The organism is Shinella agrisoli (assembly GCF_046557955.1).
Lineage (GTDB): Bacteria > Pseudomonadota > Alphaproteobacteria > Rhizobiales > Rhizobiaceae > Shinella.
The window spans coordinates 152,974-169,341 of record NZ_JBJIEP010000013.1; the positions used below are offsets into that span (position 1 = coordinate 152,974).

A 16,368-nucleotide genomic window follows, 5' to 3' on the forward strand; every position below is an offset into this window, starting at 1 on the left:
TCAGGGAACGAGCAACGTCGTTCCGCTCGTTTTTCTTGTTTCCAGATCCGTGTGCGCCCGTCCCGCATCCGCCAACGGATAAGTCTGATTAATATTGATACGCACTTTGTTGCTTTGCACAATATCAAAGAGCGAGTTTGCACATGCATCCAGCGCCTCGCGCGTCGCGATGTGGGTAAAGAGCGTCGGCCGGGTGGCGAAGAGCGAACCCTTCTGCGACAGGAGGCCGAGATTGAAGGCTTCGACCGGGCCGGAGGAATTGCCGAAGCTGACGAAGAGCCCGCGCGGCTTCAGGCAATCCAGCGACTGCGGGAACGTGTCCTTGCCGACGGAATCGTAGACGACGTCGACGCCCGCCCCGCCTGTCAGATCGCGCACCCGCGCCACGAAATCCTCCTTGCCGTAATCGATGACGTGGTCGTAGCCGTGCGCCAGGGCCAGCTCGATCTTCGCCTGCGAGCCCGCCGTGCCGATCACGGTCGCGCCGAGCGCCTTGGCCCACTGGCCGGCGATGAGGCCGACGCCGCCGGCCGCCGCGTGGAACAGCAGGACCGTGCCCGGCTTGACCTGATAGGTCTGGTTCAGGAGGTATTGCGCCGTCATGCCTTTCAGCATCATGCCCGCGGCCGTTTCGAGCGAGATGCCTTCCGGCACCTTGACCAGGTGCTTCGTCGCGACGTTGCGTTCGGCCGCATAGGCGCCGTCCGCCGAGGCATAGGCGACGCGGTCGCCGACGGCGAAATCCGTGATGCCCTCGCCGAGCGCGGTGATCGTCCCCGCCCCCTCCTTGCCCGGGACGAAAGGCGGCTCGGCCTTGTAGAGGCCGGTGCGGAAATAGACGTCGATGAAGTTGAGGCCGACGGCGGCCTGGCGGATCTGCACCTCGCCCGGCCCCGGCGGGCCGAGCGGCACGTCCTCGAGCTTCAGGACTTCCGGTCCGCCGAGACTGCGGACGACGATCGCCTTGGTCATGTCATGCTCCCGTTCGTTCTAGGGTCTGTACTCGATCAGGATGGGTGTTCTGCAAGCCGCATTTTGTGCCTGAGTAGGAGGAAAGGTGCAGGAAATGTGCTCCATTTTCAAACCTTTCCGACGCCCGCAGGCACAAAATGCGGCTTGCCCGACGGGTTGTCAGGGACGGGCCGCCTGATCGCGAACAATGCTCGACAAAGCCTGCGGGCCTTGCCTTGCGCTTGTCCGCTTCCATTCAATCCCGTCCCTGACAACAGAACACCCATCCTGATCAAGTACAGACCCTAGCGGCGGCCGAGATTGGGAAACACCTGCAGCACGGCCCCGATGACATACAGATACAGCCCCGTCGCAACGACGCCCCAGACGACCCAGGCCGGCGTTTCGAAGTGCATGAGGAGTGCATAGATACCGAGGATCACCCAGAGGAAAAAGACGGCAAGATTGACCGTCCGCAGCCGTTCTACGCGCACCGGATGCAGGAAATTGATCGGCATGAAGGTGAGGAAGACGGAGACGAAGACGACGATCGACGCCGTCAGCTCGCTCGCCTTGATCACGAAGAGCGTGAACACCACCATGTTCCAGACGACGGGGAAGCCGGAGAAGAAGTATTCGTCCGTCTTCATGCCCATGTCGGCGTAGTAGATCGCGCTCGACATCACGATGGCGCCGGCGGCCACGAAGGACCAGGGCTCGCCGATCATGCCGCTCTGGTAGAGCGCGAAGGCCGGCAGCAGCACGTAGGTCACGTAGTCGATGACATTGTCCAGCGTGTCGCCGGACCAGTTCGGCAGCACTTCCTTGACGCGCACCTTGCGCGCGATCGGCCCGTCGATGCCGTCGACCAGCAGCGCAAGGCCGAGCCACCAGAACATGTCCACGAAACGGTGTTCCGCAGCGGCCACGACGCCGAGGAAGGCGAGGAACGAACCGGAAGCCGTCAGGATATGGACGGAAAAGGCACGTATTTCCGCGTAGGGCACGCGCTTGTAGTTGAAAAACTTCATTGCCGTTCGCTGTCCAATCCCTTGGGGCTTTCTCATCGGCCGCGACCCGCCGAAGCGCCCTCTTGTGCGGTCACTGCCGGTAATATGCATTGATTGCCCGGCATCGCCAGCGAAAATCGGCGGGCTGGCGGGCGGCTGCGGGGCCTGCGCCGATTCATCCCATGGAAATTGCCCCTTTGCGGCCCTAGTCTTCCCCGTTAGAAGCACAGCAAATCTGTGGGTAAAGCTTCTCGCTTCGGAGGTCGGTCATGAGACAATTCGATATCGCGATCGTCGGCGCCGGTCTTGCCGGCAGCCTTGCGGCCCTCGCCCTTGCCGATTCGGGACGCGCCGTCGCGCTGATCGCGCCGCCGGCCCGCGCCGCCGACGGCCGCACGACGGCCCTCATGGACCAGTCGATCGCCTTCCTGAAGGCGCTCGGCCTGTGGGACGAGATCGCACGGCATGCCGCGGCGCTGGAGGCCATGCAGATCCTCGACGGCACGTCGCGGCTCCTGCGCGCGCCACCCGTCGCGTTTCGCTCCAGCGAGGTCGGCCTCGACGCATTCGGCTACAACATCCCGAATGCCCCCTTCCTTGAGGTGCTGGACGCGCGCATCGCGGCGCAGGACAATATCGTGCGGCTGGAAAACGGCGTGACGGCCGCGAACGCCTTCGAGACGGGCGTCGAACTCGTGCTCGATGACGGCGAACGCGTGATGGCGGCTCTCGTCGTCGGCGCGGACGGCAAGGCATCGCGCATCCGCGACAGCGCCGGAATCGGCGTGCGCTCCTGGGCCTATCCGCAGTCCGCGCTCGTGCTGAACTTCTCGCATGAGCGCCCGCACGGCAACGTCTCGACGGAATTCCACACGGAAAGCGGCCCCTTTACCCAGGTTCCCCTGCCCGGCCGTCGTTCCAGCCTCGTCTGGGTCCTGCCGCCGAAGGAGGCGGCCCGGCTGCGCGAACTGCCCGCCGCCGATCTCAGCCGTGCCGTCGAGGAGCGCATGCAATCCATGCTCGGCAAGGTCGCCGTCGAGGGCGAGGCGCAGAGTTTCCCGCTCTCCGGCATGACGGCTCATCGTTTCGGCAAGGGGCGCTTCGTGCTCGTCGGCGAGGCGGCGCACGCCTTCCCGCCGATCGGCGCGCAGGGCCTCAACCTCAGCCTGCGCGACATCATGGCGCTCAAGGAGATCGTCCTTGGCAGCGAAATGGCCCATGCGGGCATCGGCGAGCGCTTCGACCGCAGGCGCCAGGTCGACATCCGCTCGCGCACCATGAGCGTCGACCTGCTCAACCGCTCGCTGCTTTCGGATTTCCTGCCGGTGCAGTTCCTGCGGTCCGCGGGCCTCCACCTTCTCTCGGCGCTCGGGCCGCTGCGCAGCATCGTCATGCGGGAAGGCATCGAGCCGCTCGGCTCGCTGAAGGCCTTTCGCGAGACGCTAAGGGAACGGGTCGCCCGCAAGCAGGCCTGACTTGACGAGGTAGAGCAGGATCGTCACCGTCGCGACGGACAGCACGGTCGTTATGAGGATGGTCGCCGACGCGCGCTCCTGCCACACGCCATATTGCTGGCCGATGACGAAGACGTTCGTCGCCGTCGGCAGCGCGGCGAGCAACACGGCCGTGAACACCCACACCGGATCGAAATTGCCGGCAAGCCCGAGCACAAGATACATGGTGACCGGCAGCAGCAGCAGCTTCGCCGGCACGATGTAGCCGATCTCCACCGGCACGCGCTTCAAGGGGCGCAGCGCCAGCGTGACGCCCATGGCGAAAAGGGCGCAGGGTGCCGCCGCCTGCGCCAGGTAGTCGATCAGGCGCTGCAGCGGCGCCGGCGGCTCGAAGCCGGCAAAGGCCGCGACGAAGCCCGCCGCCGTGGCGATGATGAACGGATGCGTGACGATCTTGCGCACGGTATCGCCGGCGATCTGGGCCGCCGGCCGCCTTTCGCCGCCGGCGAGCGCCATCAGCGCCGGCGCGACCGTGAAATGCAGCATGTTCTCGAAGCAGAAGACGAGTGCCACAGGCACCGCGGCAGGCTCGCCGAAGGCGAGCAGCGCCAGCCCCGGCCCCATGTAGCCTATATTGCCATAGGCGGCGGCGAGCCCCTGGATCGTCGCCTCGCCCACGCTCGCGCGCCGCAGCCAGAGGCCGACCGCGAAGATCAGGCCGAAGACGAGGTAGGTGGCGCCGACATTGGCGACGATGAAGTCGATACGCGTCAGCTGCTCGACCGGCGTCTTCGCCACCAGCTTGAAGAACAGCGCGGGCAGCGCTATGTAGATGATGAAGGTGTTGAGCCAGCCGAGCGCCTCGACCGGCTGCTTCGTGATCTTCGCGACCGCATAGCCGAGGAGAATCATGCCGAAGAACGGCAGGACCAGTCCGATAATGTCTGCCATTGGCCGCAGCCGACTCCCGCTTGCTGAGGATCCCCATCCCTGACCAGACGCCACGCGTCCGGATGGACGCATGAACGAGGCTCTAGCCGATTTGCGAGAGAATGGGAAACGTTTGCTGGAACCAGATGGCGACCGCGCTGATATAGCCGAAGATGAAGGCAAGTCCGGTGAGGATCAGGAGCACGCCCATGACCTTCTCCACCGCACCGAGATGGCGGCGGAAACGCACGAGAAAGCGCATGAAGGCGCCGGAAAAGCCAGCCGCGATCCAGAACGGCACGGCAAGCCCCAGCGAGTAGACCGCAAGCAGGGCCGCCCCGTCGCCGACCGTTTCGCGCGCCGCCGCAACGCCGAGGATCGCGCCCAGCACCGGTCCGATGCAGGGTGTCCAGCCGAAGGCGAAGGCAAGGCCCATGATATAGGCGCCGGAGGCCGTCGCCGGCTTGCCGCCGCCCTGGAAGCGCGCCTCGCGGGCGAAGAGTCCGATGCGCAACACGCCGAGGAAATGCAGGCCCATCAGGATGATGATGACGCCGCCGACCTGCGCGAGAATGTCGAGATGGCGGCGCAGCACCATGCCGATCGTCGAGGCCCCGGCGCCGAGCGCCACGAAGACGGTGGCAAAGCCGAGCGTGAAGAAGAAGGCCGCCAGCAGCACCGCCCCGCGCGTATCGCGCCGGACCGCCACCGCCTCGCTCCCGCGGAACTGGTCCACCGAAATGCCCGCCATGTAACAGAGATAGGGCGGCACCAGCGGCAGCACGCAGGGCGACAGGAACGACAGTGCCCCGGCCAGAAGCGCACTCAGAAGGGAAATATCGGCAATCGACAAGGAACACTCCACGACGGCCGGAGGAAAAGCGGCCCGGCCATCGAACGGCCCTGCCCGCACCTCCGTCTGCGCCCCAGATAGCCGCGGCAGGCCTCTCCTGCCAATCACCTTTTAGCGAACGCGGCGAAATGTCATTCCAGGAGACGGGTGGTGAGCGCGCAGGGATTCGAACCCTGGACCTACTGATTAAAAGTCAGTTGCTCTACCGGCTGAGCTACGCGCTCCCGAGCGTGGCGGAAGGCGCCCCGCGGAAGTGCGCGGAACATAGGCAGGAGGTTCTGCCGGGTCAACCCGGAAAATGCACCGGAAAACAGCTTTTGCCACGCGCGGCGGCCGCATCGCTTCCTTCCCGAAACGATGCGGCAGACCGGTTCAGTACACCGCATATTTCAGCAGGCCGAGCGACCAGTTGACGCTGCGGTTCTCGGTATCGCGCGTCCAGGTCTGCTTCAGGGCGCCGGCGATGTCGGCGATGGTGGTGCGCGCGTCGAGCTCCTTCGTCAGGCCGTATTCGTTGGGCGCGACCTTGGTGAGATCGACGTCGTCGGCAACGACGATCGCCACCAGCACGTTCTCGCTCGGGCCTTCGGCCTCGAAGTCGAAGCCGTAGTAGTCGTCGGGAATGGTGATGGGCGTATTGGCCGCAAGGCGCGTGACCTTCCGGGCCGCCTCGTTCGGAAAGATCTGCGTCGCCTTGCCGTCCTTGTCGACGTCGTAGAGGATGAGGTGCCCGCCCGTGGCGCTCGTCACCGTGATGCGGAAGACGTCGCCGTTCTTCAGGTAGTCGGAGGAAAGGGCCACCTTGACGTCGCCCGTCTGCGGCTTGCCGAGGATGTCGCCGACGGCATCGACCGGATCGGCCGCAACATAGGCGGTCTGCGGCGTGTTCTCGATCTTCACCTCCTCGACCTTGCCGTAGTCGGGCGTCTGCTGCTGGTCGTACTGCTGCGCCTGCTGGCCGGCGGTCCCGCCGGCCGGGCTCACGGCGCTGGCGCCGAGCAGGGCGTAGTTCACCTCGAGCTGCGGATCGAGCGCCTGGCACTGGCTCTGCAGCGCGCAGTAGGCTTGCGACTGCTTCTTCACATATTCGAGCAGTTCGGCATTGGAGACGATGCCGTTGCCGTTGCTGTCGGCGGCGGAAATCTCGTGGCCGTTGACGTAGGACAGCGTGAAGACGCCGTGGCGCTCTTCCGGCGGCAGGCGCGTATCGTCCCAGGCGACCTGATAGGAGGAGGCCGCGCTCCAGGCCTCGATGCCGTTCTGCTTGACGATGTCCGGCTTGTCGACCACGGCGACATCGATGCGCAGGCCCCGCATCTTCACCTCTTCCACCGGCTTGGCATGGGGCCGCGGCAGGAAGCGGGCGCTTTCCATCGCATCGCCGACCTGCGTCGAGAGCGAGCGGGAGATCGTGCCGGAATGGCAGGCGTCGATGACGATGGAAACGGCGCGGTCCTTGAGCTTTACCAGCATCGCGTCGATCTCGTCGTCGAGGATGACGTTCGTCCAGTCGCCGTCGCCCGCGACGATGTCGAAGGTCGAGAGCGCCTCGTCGAGCCCGTCCTCCTCGTCCCCGCTCTGGTCCTTGACCTGGAGGCCATGGCCGGAGAAATAGAGGTAGGCGCGGTCGCCCGGCTGGGTGCCGTTGATCAGCCACTCCTCGATGCTGGCGAGGATCGCTGCACGGGTGGCGTCCTTGTCGCGCAGGATGCGGATCGAATCGGCCGGGTAGCCGTGTTTCTCCTTCAGAAGCTTCTCGATCAGCGGCACGTCGTTCTTCGGCCCTTCGAGGAACATCTTTTCCGGCAGCGAGGCATAGGTGCCGATGCCGACCAGGAGCGCGCGGTCGGCCGCCGCGGCGCCGGAGAACAGGCAAAGCGAAAGCAGGAGGGCGGCGGCGTAACGGATCATCAGAGCGTTTCCCGCGTGTAGAGGGGTTGAATGGCGACGCTCGCCTCCTTGCCGTCGAGCCGCGTCATCAGCGCCTGAAGCAAGGTCGCGGAGGTCACGTTGCGGTCGGCGAGCACGGCGCCGATGGCGTCGACCGGCTCGCCGGTCCAGATCGTGATCAGGTGGTCGGCGCCGAAGGGCTTGACGATCTCGACGTCCGTCAGCTTGAACTGCGCGCTGTTCGTGCCCGCCACCTGCATGTCCAGGAACTGCACCTCGCCCGTATTGGCCAGGTTGAAGACCAGCATGTTGGGATAGCGGCCGGGCGGCGCGTCGAAACGCAGGCGGGTGCCGGCCGCGTAGATGTCCTTCACCGGCGTCAGCGAGACGGAGCCGGGATTCTGGCTCGCCATGGCCTTCAGGAAATCGAGCAGCACGAACTTGTCCACCACGGCCTGGATGCGGTCCGGGCCGATGTTTTCCGCCGCGACGTCGCCGTTCGGCGTGTAGAAGACGCCGCTGGCCACGTCCCAGCGGAAGGGCGTGCCGGCCCCGTCCGCGCTCTGCGGCCTTTCGGCGTCACCGTCGATCTGCAGGGCGATCTTGCCGGTCCAGCCGAGCTCGCTGACCGGCCTGATGACCTTGCCCGTGGCGGCGGCGCTGCCGGCATCCGTCGTCGTGGCGGCATTGCCGGCGGTGTCGACCGGGATGCCGCGGGTCAGCGTGACGACGACCTCGCTCTCCGAGCGCGCCACCTGCGGCATGAAGTTCGGCACCTGCAAGGCTTCGGAACGGTTCTTCACGTTGGAGAAAATGTAGTCTTCCAGCTCGATGCGCGTGATGACGCCGTCGCCGTTGCGGTCGGCGCTGCCTTCCACGGCGCGGGCGAAGCTCCAGCTCAGCGCCCCGCGCGGCTCGCCGTCGATGATCACCTCCGGCGTCGGCTGGCTTTCCAGCGAGGCAGCGAGCACCGTCACCTGCTTGAAGTTGATCTCCTTGAGGTCCGCGCCCGCGATCGCCTCCTGCGAGGGCGGCGCGAGCTTCACCTTCACCGCAGGCGCAAGGCGGGTCTTGCCGGTGACCGACCGGCTCATGCCGCCGGAAAAGCAGCTGTCGGAGACGAAGAGGACATGCACGCCCTTGCCTTCGGCCTCGGCGAACCAGGCGTTCATCTCGTTGTCGACGATGATCTCGCTCGCGGTTTCCTCGTGACGGTTGCGGTCGAATCCGGGAAGCTGGAGGAATTCGTCGAGCCCGTCCGCCTCGTCGCCGGCGATGAGCTCCGGCATCTGCGCGCCGTGGCCCGCATAGGTGAAGATGATCGTATCTCCGGCCGCGGCCTGCGCCACCATGTCCGTCCAGGCCTTGCGGATGTCGGCCTTGCGCGCCTGCTCGTTGGTGAACTTGACGACCGTGAAGCCCGCCGCGCTCATCGAACGATAGACGTCTTCCGCATCCCGCACCGCTCCGTCGAGGCTGACGTCGTGCGGATACTGGTCGACGCCGACGACGAGCGCATAGGTCTGCGCCGCCAAGGCGGGGCCGGGAAGCGCGGCGGCAAGGAAAAGCGCCAGCAGGCGGGGCAGCGTCGTCATCCTTCCACGTCCACTTCCACCCGCCGGTGCAGCTGGTTCAGCGTCTCCGTGTCGTAGGCGCTGGCATCGTCCGGCTCGAAGGGCTGATCCTCGCCCTTGCCCTCTGTCGTGATCGTGCCGGCATAGCCGGCGCTGGAGAGGTAGTTCTTCAGCGTTTCGGCGCGCGCGAGCGAGAGCTTGTAGTTCGCTTCAGCCGACCCGACCGGGTCCGTATGGCCGATCAGCTTGATCGAGGCGGGTTTTACGGTCTTCAGGCATTCGGCGAGGTCCTTGGCCGCCTCGACGCCCTCCGGCGTGAAATCCGCGGTGCCGAAGACGTAGCGCACCGGCGTCGACTTCTTCTTGATCTTCACGCCGCGGAAGGAGACCTTGCAGCCGCCGCGCATGGCGAGCTGTACCGGGCGGGGCGCGGCGAGGCGCATTTCGCTGGCGAGCCTGTCGAGCCGCAGGATGTACTGCTCGTCCGGCGCCATCCAGTCCGGCGTCAGCGTCTCGTTCGAGCCGTCCTCCAGGGCAAGCTGATAGAGACGCGCGGCCTGCTCGTAGTCCTTGCGCTCGCGTGCGAGGTCGCCGAGCGCATCGTAGACCTGCCAGGGGCCGCCGTACTGCTTCTGGAGGTCTTCGAGCACCTGGCGGTGATCGGAGAGCCGGCCGCCGTTGCCGACGTCGGTGGCGATGCGGTTGAAGGTGGCGAGCGCCGCGACGCGCCCGACGAGCGTGCGCTCGTTGGCGCTGCAGTTGGCCGTGCCTGCGGTTTCGGCAATGGAGCGCGCTTTCTGCTCGTCGCCCGCGTTGAACGCCTCGATGACGCCGGTGAAGGCGTCGCAGGCCGCGGCGGCCGGTGCGGCGCCGGCCAGTACGAAGAGTGTCGCCGCTAGGGATCGCATCAGCATTGTCGGTCCAGCCCCCAATATCCTCGGTAAACGAATGAGCGGGGGCCGAAGGCCCCTGCCCTTGTTATCACTTGATCTCGAACGTCACCATCTGGAGGCCGCTCGCGCCGTTGTCCTGCTGTGCCTGCTTGGCAAGGTTGATGGCAAGGCCGCGGGTCGCCGGCTGCTTCGAGCCGGCCACCAGCTGCTTGGCCTTCTCGGCCGTCAGCTTCTGGTCGCCGAGACCGCCGACGCGGCAGAAGGCGATCATCGTTTCGCCGGGCGACGGCGAATCGAAGGTCAGGTTGCCTGTTCCGGGCTGCGGTATGAGGCGGCGTTCCCCGGGATTGAGCGTCGTGTTGCCGATCATCACGTCCGGGATGATCTCGACGGTGCCGGTGTCCTCCACATAGACGACCTGGAGCTCGCAGGCATGGTTCGTGCTGAGCTCGAAGCTCAGGTAGTCGCCCACCTTCGCCGTCGTCGAGGGCACGTGCAGGGCAAGCTTCACCTTGTCGGCCTGCGCCTTGTCGTCCTGCTTGTAGGCCGGCACGGCATAGCCTGCGCTTGCGGCGCCCGCATACTGGTCGCCGCCCGTCGCCTGGCCCTGCGAAGGCTGCTGGTAGGCGCCGGTGTTGGTGGCGGCCTGCTCCTGCTTCTGGTCCGCCTGCTGGTAGCCGGCGCTGCCGGCCTGCTGGTCGTAGGTCGCCGTGCCGGTGTTCGCCACGTCGGGATTGACGCCGCGCTTCAGGGGGCGCAGCTGCAGCAGGGGCTCCAGCATGAAGGCGAACTGCTCCTCGACCTCGACGCGCGGGATCGTGGCGCCCGATTCGAGCGTCGCGACCCAGTCGATGCCGATGCGCAGGGCGTTGACGTCGGTAAGGCGGCGGATGTCCGAGGCGAACTGCTCCGGCGTCATGTCGAACTCGGCGGCAAGCTGCTCGAAGTTCAGCTCGTCCTCGTACTTGTCGGCGAAGTAGGTGAAGATCTCCGCGCCGCCGGGCGCCTTCAGGCTGGTCTTGCCGCCGCCGGCCGTCGGTTCGGTGATGCCGAGCCGGTCGAGCGCGGCGACGAAGCGGTCCGTGTCGCGCTTGTAGACCTCGTTCAGTTCCTCCTGCGGCACGTAGATGGCGAGCAGCTCGTCCTGCTGGTCCTTGGAGAACAGCGTCGAGGTCTCGATATGCTCGCGGATCTGGTCGCGCTTCGACAGGATGCCGTCGAAGTGGCAGTCGAAGCAGGAGCGCGCGTTGATGATCTCGACGCCCTTGCCGATCGGCCGCTTGCGGAAGGAGACGATCGCCGTCGGGCCGACATCGAGCTGCGCGCCCTCGGCCGTCGAGAGATAGTAGCCCTGCATGCCGTTGGGGAGCGAGAAGATCATCTCGCCGCCGTCATGCTCGAAGGGCTCGAGGCCGGCCTTGAGCGGAACCTCCTTCGGGCCGTGCGGGAAGCGCTTGAGCGACTGGCGGCCGACGTCGCCCGCAAAGTCGTAGGACTTCCAGTAGTAGCCGCCGAAGGGCATGTCGTGCCGTTCCAGCATGCGGTTGTGGTCGGAGACGCCCGACGAGCCGTCGGCGAAGCCGGCACGCACGATGCGGCGCCGGATAATGTTCTGGTCGACGTCGATCTGGAAGCGTTTTTCCAGTTCGCGGATATGCGTCGGCAGCTTCATGAGGCGGTTGTAGACCTTCGGCCGTGCGCCGTTGCTCATGAACCAATCGATGCGCATGATCGGAAGCTGGGTCTGCGTCGCCTTGGCGAGGGAGTGCAGCTGCGCGTCGCTCGCCGGGTCGACGCCGTAGAAATACTCGTTGATCAGGAAGTCGTAGTCGTCCTGGCTCCATTCGAGGTCGCGCAGGTCGACGCGCACGAGCAGGCCGTCGGAGCCTTCCACCTCTTCGGGGATCACGAGCTCCGGGCCGTAGGAGAGCGAGTTAAGCAGCTTCTTGAAGCCGCCGGCAAGCACCTTCATGCGCTTCATGAAGGTCTCGTGCGTTTCGCAGCTCATCATGCCGTTGTACTGGTCGCGGTAGCTGAAGTAGCGCATGAACGGCTGGTCGTGCTCGTCGATCTTCGAGATGTCGCGCAACGCCAGCTCGACGAAGTCGAGATATTGCAGCATCGGGCGCGCGCGCTGGGTCTGCGTGGCGGAAACCGCCGTCGGGATGGCCGCCTGGTTCAGCGAGTTGATCCAGTCGGCAAGGCTCTGCACCTCGGCATCGGCGGGCCGCTTGCCGAGCGGCATGCGGCCGCTGGTCACGCTGGTATAGAGCAGCGACTTGGAAGCGTCGCCCGGCGTCACGAAGGCCGGGCTGGCGGCGATCGAGGCGAGGTCGCCCGCCGGGAAGGAGCCCTGCGAGCTTTCGCCCGGGCCGTGGCAGTTGCGGCAATATTTGCCGATGAAGGCATCGGCCGCCGACGCGAACTCCGCGCTGCCGCCGCCGGCCGTCAGCGCCGTTTCCGCCGTCGCCTCGCTGCAGACCGGCGTCGAGCTGGTCTCGACGGGCGTCACCTTCACCTCGCGGTCGGCAAGGAAGGCGTACATGGCCTGCCTGTCCTCTTCGGGCAGCGCTGCAAGGCCCTGGGCAATGCGGCGCATGACCGGATCGGAGAGCGGCGAGCCGGAGAGCTTCTTGCCCTCCTCGATCAGGCCCCGGGTGAAGACCTCATGCGAGGCGAGCCCGCTCATGCGCGCCTTGGTGATGTCGGGGGCGACCGCGCCGGTCAGGCCCTTTTCGCCCTCGTAGGCGCGGGTGAGATCGAGGCCGTAGGTCGTCGTGCGCGGCGTGTGGCAATCGCCGCAGCCGCCGACATTCTCGACGAGGTAGCGGCCGCGCTCCATCTGCGTCTCCTCGCGCGGCTGGTAGGCCTGCACGTTGAAATGGCTGCGCTTCCACAGGGTGATCGTCGTCTGGCGGCTGAAGGGGAAGGCGATCTCGTGTTCCTTCGAGGCGGCGTCCGACTGCGGCAGCGTCTCGATATAGGCCTTGATGTCCAGGACGTCCTCCGGCTTCATGCCGCCGTAGGACGTATAGGGCATGACCGGGTAGAGGTTGTTGCCCTCCTTGTCGAGGCCGACCATCACCGCGTTCAGGAAGTCCGCATTGGACCAGCCGCCGATGCCGTTCGGATGGGCCGAGATGTTCGGCGCGAAGAACTTCCCGATCGCCGTCTGCATTTCCATGCCGCCGGACAGCAGTTCCGTGTTGTCGCCGGAACCGTGGCACGCGCCGCAGCCGGCGGCGTTGAACATGAGCTTGCCGTTCTCGGCGTTCGCCTGGTAGGTGCCGTAGGCGTCCGGCGCGAACTGGTCGATGGCGAACGCGCCGGCGGGACAGGCCACCGTCATGGCGATGCCAAGCGCCGCGGCGAGCCGTTTGCCCGGTCGGAAGAATGATGTGCTGAACACGCGCATGGCTTGTTCCCTTCGCTCCAAGAGGCCGGCGCACCGGCTGGGAATTCAGTCTTTCTCAACAATCCGGCCGCGAAACCGCTTCGCCCTCTCGCCGGAATTGCCCTACCGGAACTCGAAACGCTCGAACTCGACGCGCCGCGGGGCCTTGCCGAGCTCCTTCAATCCCTTCTCGATGGCCAGCCGCAAAGGCGGCGGGCCGCAGAACCACAGGTCGGCCTCCGCCGGGTTCATCGAGGTGCCCGAGACGAGCTTCGTCGCGTCGAAGCGGCCGTCCGTCGCCGAGTTGTGCAGCACGAAGCTGAAGTTCTCCAGCTTCTCCGCCTGCGTGCGGAACGTGTCGAGGCCGATCGCCTCGGCGCCGTCGCGCACGCAGTAGACCATGTGGATGTCCTGCCCCTCGTCGCCCTTCAGCCGGCTCGCCATGGCGAGGAACGGCGTGACGCCGATGCCGCCGGCAAGCCAGATCTGCTTCTTGCCGCCGCGCTTGTGGTTGAAGTGGCCGTAGCCGCCTTCGAGCGTCAGCGAATCGCCGACCGCCACCGCCTCGCGCAGCACCTTCGTGTAATCGCCGAGCGGCTTGATGGCGAAACGGACGGAGCCATCGTCCTCGATGCCGGCGATGGTGAAGGGGTGCGGTTCGCGAAGGCCCGACTTGTCGACGCGGAAGAAGCCGAACTGGCCCGGCGTCGCCCTCAGCTTGCGGCCCGTCGGCTTGGCGGTGATGATCGTCGCGCCGTCGTGGCGCTCGACGTTCACCACCTCGTATTTCCGCGTGCGGATCCAGGGCAGGAGCTGCGTATAGGCGTAGCTGGCGATGCCGACGAGGGCGAAGATGTTGAGATAGGTCGCCAGCAGCGCCGTGCCGTCATAGGGGCGCTTGATGAACATCTGGTGGAAGGCGACGAGCACGAAGAGCAGGCCGATGAAGCGGTGCGTGATGCGCCAGTACTGATAGGGAATCTGGAAGCGCGTCTTGGGGATCACCTTCACGAGGCTCAGCACCAGCAGGAAGACGAAGCCGTAGAAGGCCCATTCGCCCGCCGTCCTGGCGAGCACGTTGAGCCCGCTCGTCACGGAAAGACCCTGGAAATCCGGTGCAACGAAATAGTGCACCAGGATAAGACAGAGCACCGCGATGCCGATCTTGCGGTGGAACTGGTAGATGCGGTCGAGCCCGCCGAAGAGCTTTTCGACGAAGGGCGGGCGCGTCGCCATGAACTGCGCGATGCCCATGGCGACGAAGGCCATGGACGAGGCCATCAGAGAGAAGGTGGTGCCCGCATTCGTATGGCTGACGGCCGGCACGGCCAGCAGACCGGCAAAAACGATCAATAGTGTCGCGACGATGGAACCCGCAGTCAACCTATGCCCCCACGATGCAACTGAACGGTCCGAATTGGCGGGCATGCTGGCAAGGCCCATGACATTCGTCAACCGCAATCCTCCTATCGACGGGCGGGCCTGCGGCTTTATTCGGGGGCATTGACGCAAGGCGGCAAAAACCGCATGCAAAACCTAATATGGCAACGGAACGAGGCACATAGAAACGGCCTCAGCGACACTTCCTCCCTGCCCTGCAGAAGGGCGCCCGCCCTCTCTCCTCTCTGCAAACGGCAGGGCGCGCAGGAACGCTTTTCAAGCCGCGACAGTCCTTGCCGGCGACGGCATCTCACCGGATGCCCGGTTTCCCATTCCCATCCAGACCGTTCATCGGCCTTCCGTCCCTGATATATCAGGAACCTTGCCATCCGATTTGCGACATGCCACCATGTGATATATCAACCGGGACATCGGAATGACGGAAACCGCGGCCTCGCAGGCCCACCTCGCCTATCTCGCCCTCGAGGGGCTGATCGTCACGCTCAAGCTGAAGCCCGGCTCGCTCGTCACGGAAAGGCAGCTCATCGAGCTTGCCGGCCATGGACGCACGCCGGTGCGCGAAGCGATCCAGAAGCTCGAATGGCAGGGATTGATCGCCGTGCGCCCGCGCGCCGGCCTGCAGATCGCGGCGATCCGCCCCGAGGACCACGCCGAGGTGATGGCGACGCGCCGGCAACTGGAGCCGCTGGCCGCCGACCTGGTCGCCCGCCATGCCGGCGCCAGGCACCGCGACCGGCTCGTCGCCTGCGCGCAGGCCATGACCGCGTGCTCGATCCATTCCGACATGGAAGGCTTCCTGGCCGCCGACAAGGCCTTCGACGAAATCCTGGAGGAGGCCTGTCCGAACCGCTTCCTGACGGCCGCCCTCGCCCCCTTGCAGACCCACGCGCGCCGCCTCTGGTTCGCCCGCGCCGACAGCCGGCACATGGACGGCTCCGTGGACCGCCACGTCAAGGTCATCCGCGCCATCCGCAACGGCGACGGCCCGGCCGCTGCCGCAGCGATGAGCGACCTGCTCGACTATCTCTCCGGCTGACAAGCCTTCGAAACGGCAAGGGCGGCCCGAAGACCGCCCTTGCCGCTTCATATGCCGTTCGCTCAGTCGACGAAGGCGCGCTCGATGACGAATTCGCCGGGCTTGTTGTTGGCGCCCTCGGTGAGGCCGGCCTGCTCCAGCAGCACCTTGGTTTCCTTCAGCATGGCGGAGGAGCCGCAGATCATGGCGCGGTCGACCGCCGGGTCGAAATGCGGCACGCCGAGGTCGGCGAACATCTTGCCGTTCACGATGAGGTCGGTGATGCGGCCCTGGAACGGATAGTCCTCGCGGGTCACCGTCGCATAATGGCGCAGCTTGTTGCCGACGACCTCCGCCAGGAATTCATGGTTGCGGATCTCCTCGAGGAGGTCGAAGCCGTATTTCAGCTCGGCGACCTCGCGGCAGGTATGCGTGAGGATGACCTCGTCGAACTTCTCATAGGTCTCCGGATCGCGGATCAGGCTCGCGAAAGGCGCAATGCCCGTGCCGGTCGAGAACATGTAGAGCCGCTTGCCCGGCGTCAGCGCGTCGAGCACCAGCGTGCCGGTCGGCTTCTTGCGCATCAGCACGGTGTCGCCCGGCCGGATCTGCTGGAGATGCGAGGTCAGCGGGCCGTCCGGCACCTTGATCGAGAAGAATTCCAGTTCCTCGTCCCAGGCCGGGCTTGCGATCGAATAGGCGCGGTAGACCGGCTTGTCGCCGACCATCAGGCCGATCATCGCGAACTCGCCGGAACGGAAGCGGAAGCTTTCGGGCCGCGTCATGCGGAAGCGGAACAGGCGATCCGTATAGTGCTGCACGCTCGTCACCGTCTCGGCGAAAACGCCGGCCGGTACGGTCGCCACAAAGTCTTCGGTCTTGGCAGGTGCGTTCATTTCGGGATCGATCCTGGCTGCGTCGGAAAATTTTGACGATAGGCAGATATTACATGTTGAGCGGCAAAGGAAGGTATTCCGTTCCAATGCGCTGATTGGCCGCGCAA

Annotated in this window: 12 protein-coding genes and 1 tRNA gene; 2 read left to right on the plus strand and 11 right to left on the minus strand. The window is 65.7% G+C overall.

What is annotated here, in order from left to right; all coding sequences use genetic code 11:
* Together ACIIOY_RS15270 and pcsA are read right to left on the minus strand one after the other, a co-directional pair.
* Entirely contained in the window at positions 1 to 972 is a 972-nt protein-coding gene (locus ACIIOY_RS15270) for a quinone oxidoreductase family protein (protein ID WP_411035529.1), read from the minus strand.
* 284 nt (positions 973 to 1,256) lie between these two features.
* Positions 1,257 to 1,982: a phosphatidylcholine synthase gene (pcsA, locus tag ACIIOY_RS15275; RefSeq protein ID WP_411035530.1), complete on the minus strand. Its 726-nt coding sequence runs from the start codon at positions 1,980 to 1,982 to the stop codon at positions 1,257 to 1,259.
* Between the two features lie 248 nt (positions 1,983 to 2,230).
* Between pcsA and ACIIOY_RS15280 the strand changes: the two genes are divergently transcribed.
* Complete coding sequence (locus ACIIOY_RS15280; RefSeq protein WP_411035531.1) at positions 2,231 to 3,436, plus strand: UbiH/UbiF family hydroxylase; 1,206 nt, start codon at positions 2,231 to 2,233, stop codon at positions 3,434 to 3,436.
* Here ACIIOY_RS15280 and ACIIOY_RS15285 read toward each other — a convergent pair.
* The 8 genes from ACIIOY_RS15285 to ACIIOY_RS15320 form a co-directional block, all read right to left on the minus strand.
* A complete protein-coding gene (locus ACIIOY_RS15285; RefSeq protein ID WP_411035532.1) occupies positions 3,404 to 4,366 on the minus strand; it encodes an AEC family transporter in 963 nt (320 codons plus the stop codon). The two genes, ACIIOY_RS15280 and ACIIOY_RS15285, sit on opposite strands and share 33 nt — an antisense overlap.
* Positions 4,367 to 4,448: 82 nt before the next feature.
* Positions 4,449 to 5,198 (minus strand): cytochrome c biogenesis CcdA family protein, encoded by a 750-nt coding sequence (locus ACIIOY_RS15290; protein WP_411035533.1) that lies wholly within the window; start codon positions 5,196 to 5,198, stop codon positions 4,449 to 4,451.
* A 148-nt stretch (positions 5,199 to 5,346) separates the two neighbouring features.
* Positions 5,347 to 5,422 (minus strand) — tRNA-Lys (locus ACIIOY_RS15295).
* Positions 5,423 to 5,570: 148 nt separating this feature from the next.
* Positions 5,571 to 7,109: a caspase family protein gene (locus ACIIOY_RS15300; protein ID WP_411035534.1), complete on the minus strand. Its 1,539-nt coding sequence runs from the start codon at positions 7,107 to 7,109 to the stop codon at positions 5,571 to 5,573.
* Positions 7,109 to 8,683, minus strand: a complete 1,575-nt coding sequence (locus ACIIOY_RS15305) for a caspase family protein (protein ID WP_411035535.1) — start codon at positions 8,681 to 8,683, stop codon at positions 7,109 to 7,111. Before ACIIOY_RS15305 ends, ACIIOY_RS15300 begins: the two co-directional genes overlap by 1 nt.
* Positions 8,680 to 9,576, minus strand: a complete 897-nt coding sequence (locus tag ACIIOY_RS15310; RefSeq protein ID WP_411035536.1) for an OmpA family protein — start codon at positions 9,574 to 9,576, stop codon at positions 8,680 to 8,682. The genes ACIIOY_RS15305 and ACIIOY_RS15310 overlap by 4 nt, the downstream gene beginning before the upstream one ends.
* Positions 9,577 to 9,643: 67 nt before the next feature.
* A complete protein-coding gene (locus ACIIOY_RS15315; protein WP_411035537.1) occupies positions 9,644 to 12,970 on the minus strand; it encodes a c-type cytochrome in 3,327 nt (1,108 codons plus the stop codon).
* A 102-nt stretch (positions 12,971 to 13,072) separates the two neighbouring features.
* Positions 13,073 to 14,332 carry a ferredoxin reductase family protein gene (locus ACIIOY_RS15320; protein WP_411035538.1) on the minus strand — a complete coding sequence of 420 codons (1,260 nt, stop codon included), beginning with the start codon at positions 14,330 to 14,332 and terminating at the stop codon, positions 13,073 to 13,075.
* Between the two features lie 433 nt (positions 14,333 to 14,765).
* Between ACIIOY_RS15320 and ACIIOY_RS15325 the strand changes: the two genes are divergently transcribed.
* On the plus strand, positions 14,766 to 15,386 hold the full coding sequence (locus ACIIOY_RS15325) for a GntR family transcriptional regulator (RefSeq protein ID WP_411035539.1): 621 nt from the start codon (positions 14,766 to 14,768) through the stop codon (positions 15,384 to 15,386).
* 62 nt (positions 15,387 to 15,448) lie between these two features.
* Here the strand turns inward: ACIIOY_RS15325 and ACIIOY_RS15330 are convergent, their stop codons facing one another.
* Positions 15,449 to 16,261, minus strand: a complete 813-nt coding sequence (locus ACIIOY_RS15330) for a ferredoxin--NADP reductase (RefSeq protein ID WP_411035540.1) — start codon at positions 16,259 to 16,261, stop codon at positions 15,449 to 15,451.
* Positions 16,262 to 16,368: the final 107 nt, after the last annotated feature.

Bases quoted from the DNA above. Each gene is read 5' to 3' on its own strand.
- ACIIOY_RS15270 (WP_411035529.1), bottom strand. From the start codon at position 972: ATGACCAAGGCGATCGTCGTCCGCAGTCTCGGCGGACCGGAAGTCCTG.
- pcsA (WP_411035530.1), bottom strand. From the start codon at position 1,982: ATGAAGTTTTTCAACTACAAGCGCGTGCCCTACGCGGAAATACGTGCC.
- ACIIOY_RS15280 (WP_411035531.1), top strand. From the start codon at position 2,231: ATGAGACAATTCGATATCGCGATCGTCGGCGCCGGTCTTGCCGGCAGC.
- ACIIOY_RS15285 (WP_411035532.1), bottom strand. From the start codon at position 4,366: ATGGCAGACATTATCGGACTGGTCCTGCCGTTCTTCGGCATGATTCTC.
- ACIIOY_RS15300 (WP_411035534.1), bottom strand. From the start codon at position 7,109: ATGATCCGTTACGCCGCCGCCCTCCTGCTTTCGCTTTGCCTGTTCTCC.
- ACIIOY_RS15305 (WP_411035535.1), bottom strand. From the start codon at position 8,683: ATGACGACGCTGCCCCGCCTGCTGGCGCTTTTCCTTGCCGCCGCGCTT.
- ACIIOY_RS15310 (WP_411035536.1), bottom strand. From the start codon at position 9,576: ATGCTGATGCGATCCCTAGCGGCGACACTCTTCGTACTGGCCGGCGCC.
- ACIIOY_RS15315 (WP_411035537.1), bottom strand. From the start codon at position 12,970: ATGCGCGTGTTCAGCACATCATTCTTCCGACCGGGCAAACGGCTCGCC.
- ACIIOY_RS15325 (WP_411035539.1), top strand. From the start codon at position 14,766: ATGACGGAAACCGCGGCCTCGCAGGCCCACCTCGCCTATCTCGCCCTC.
- ACIIOY_RS15330 (WP_411035540.1), bottom strand. From the start codon at position 16,261: ATGAACGCACCTGCCAAGACCGAAGACTTTGTGGCGACCGTACCGGCC.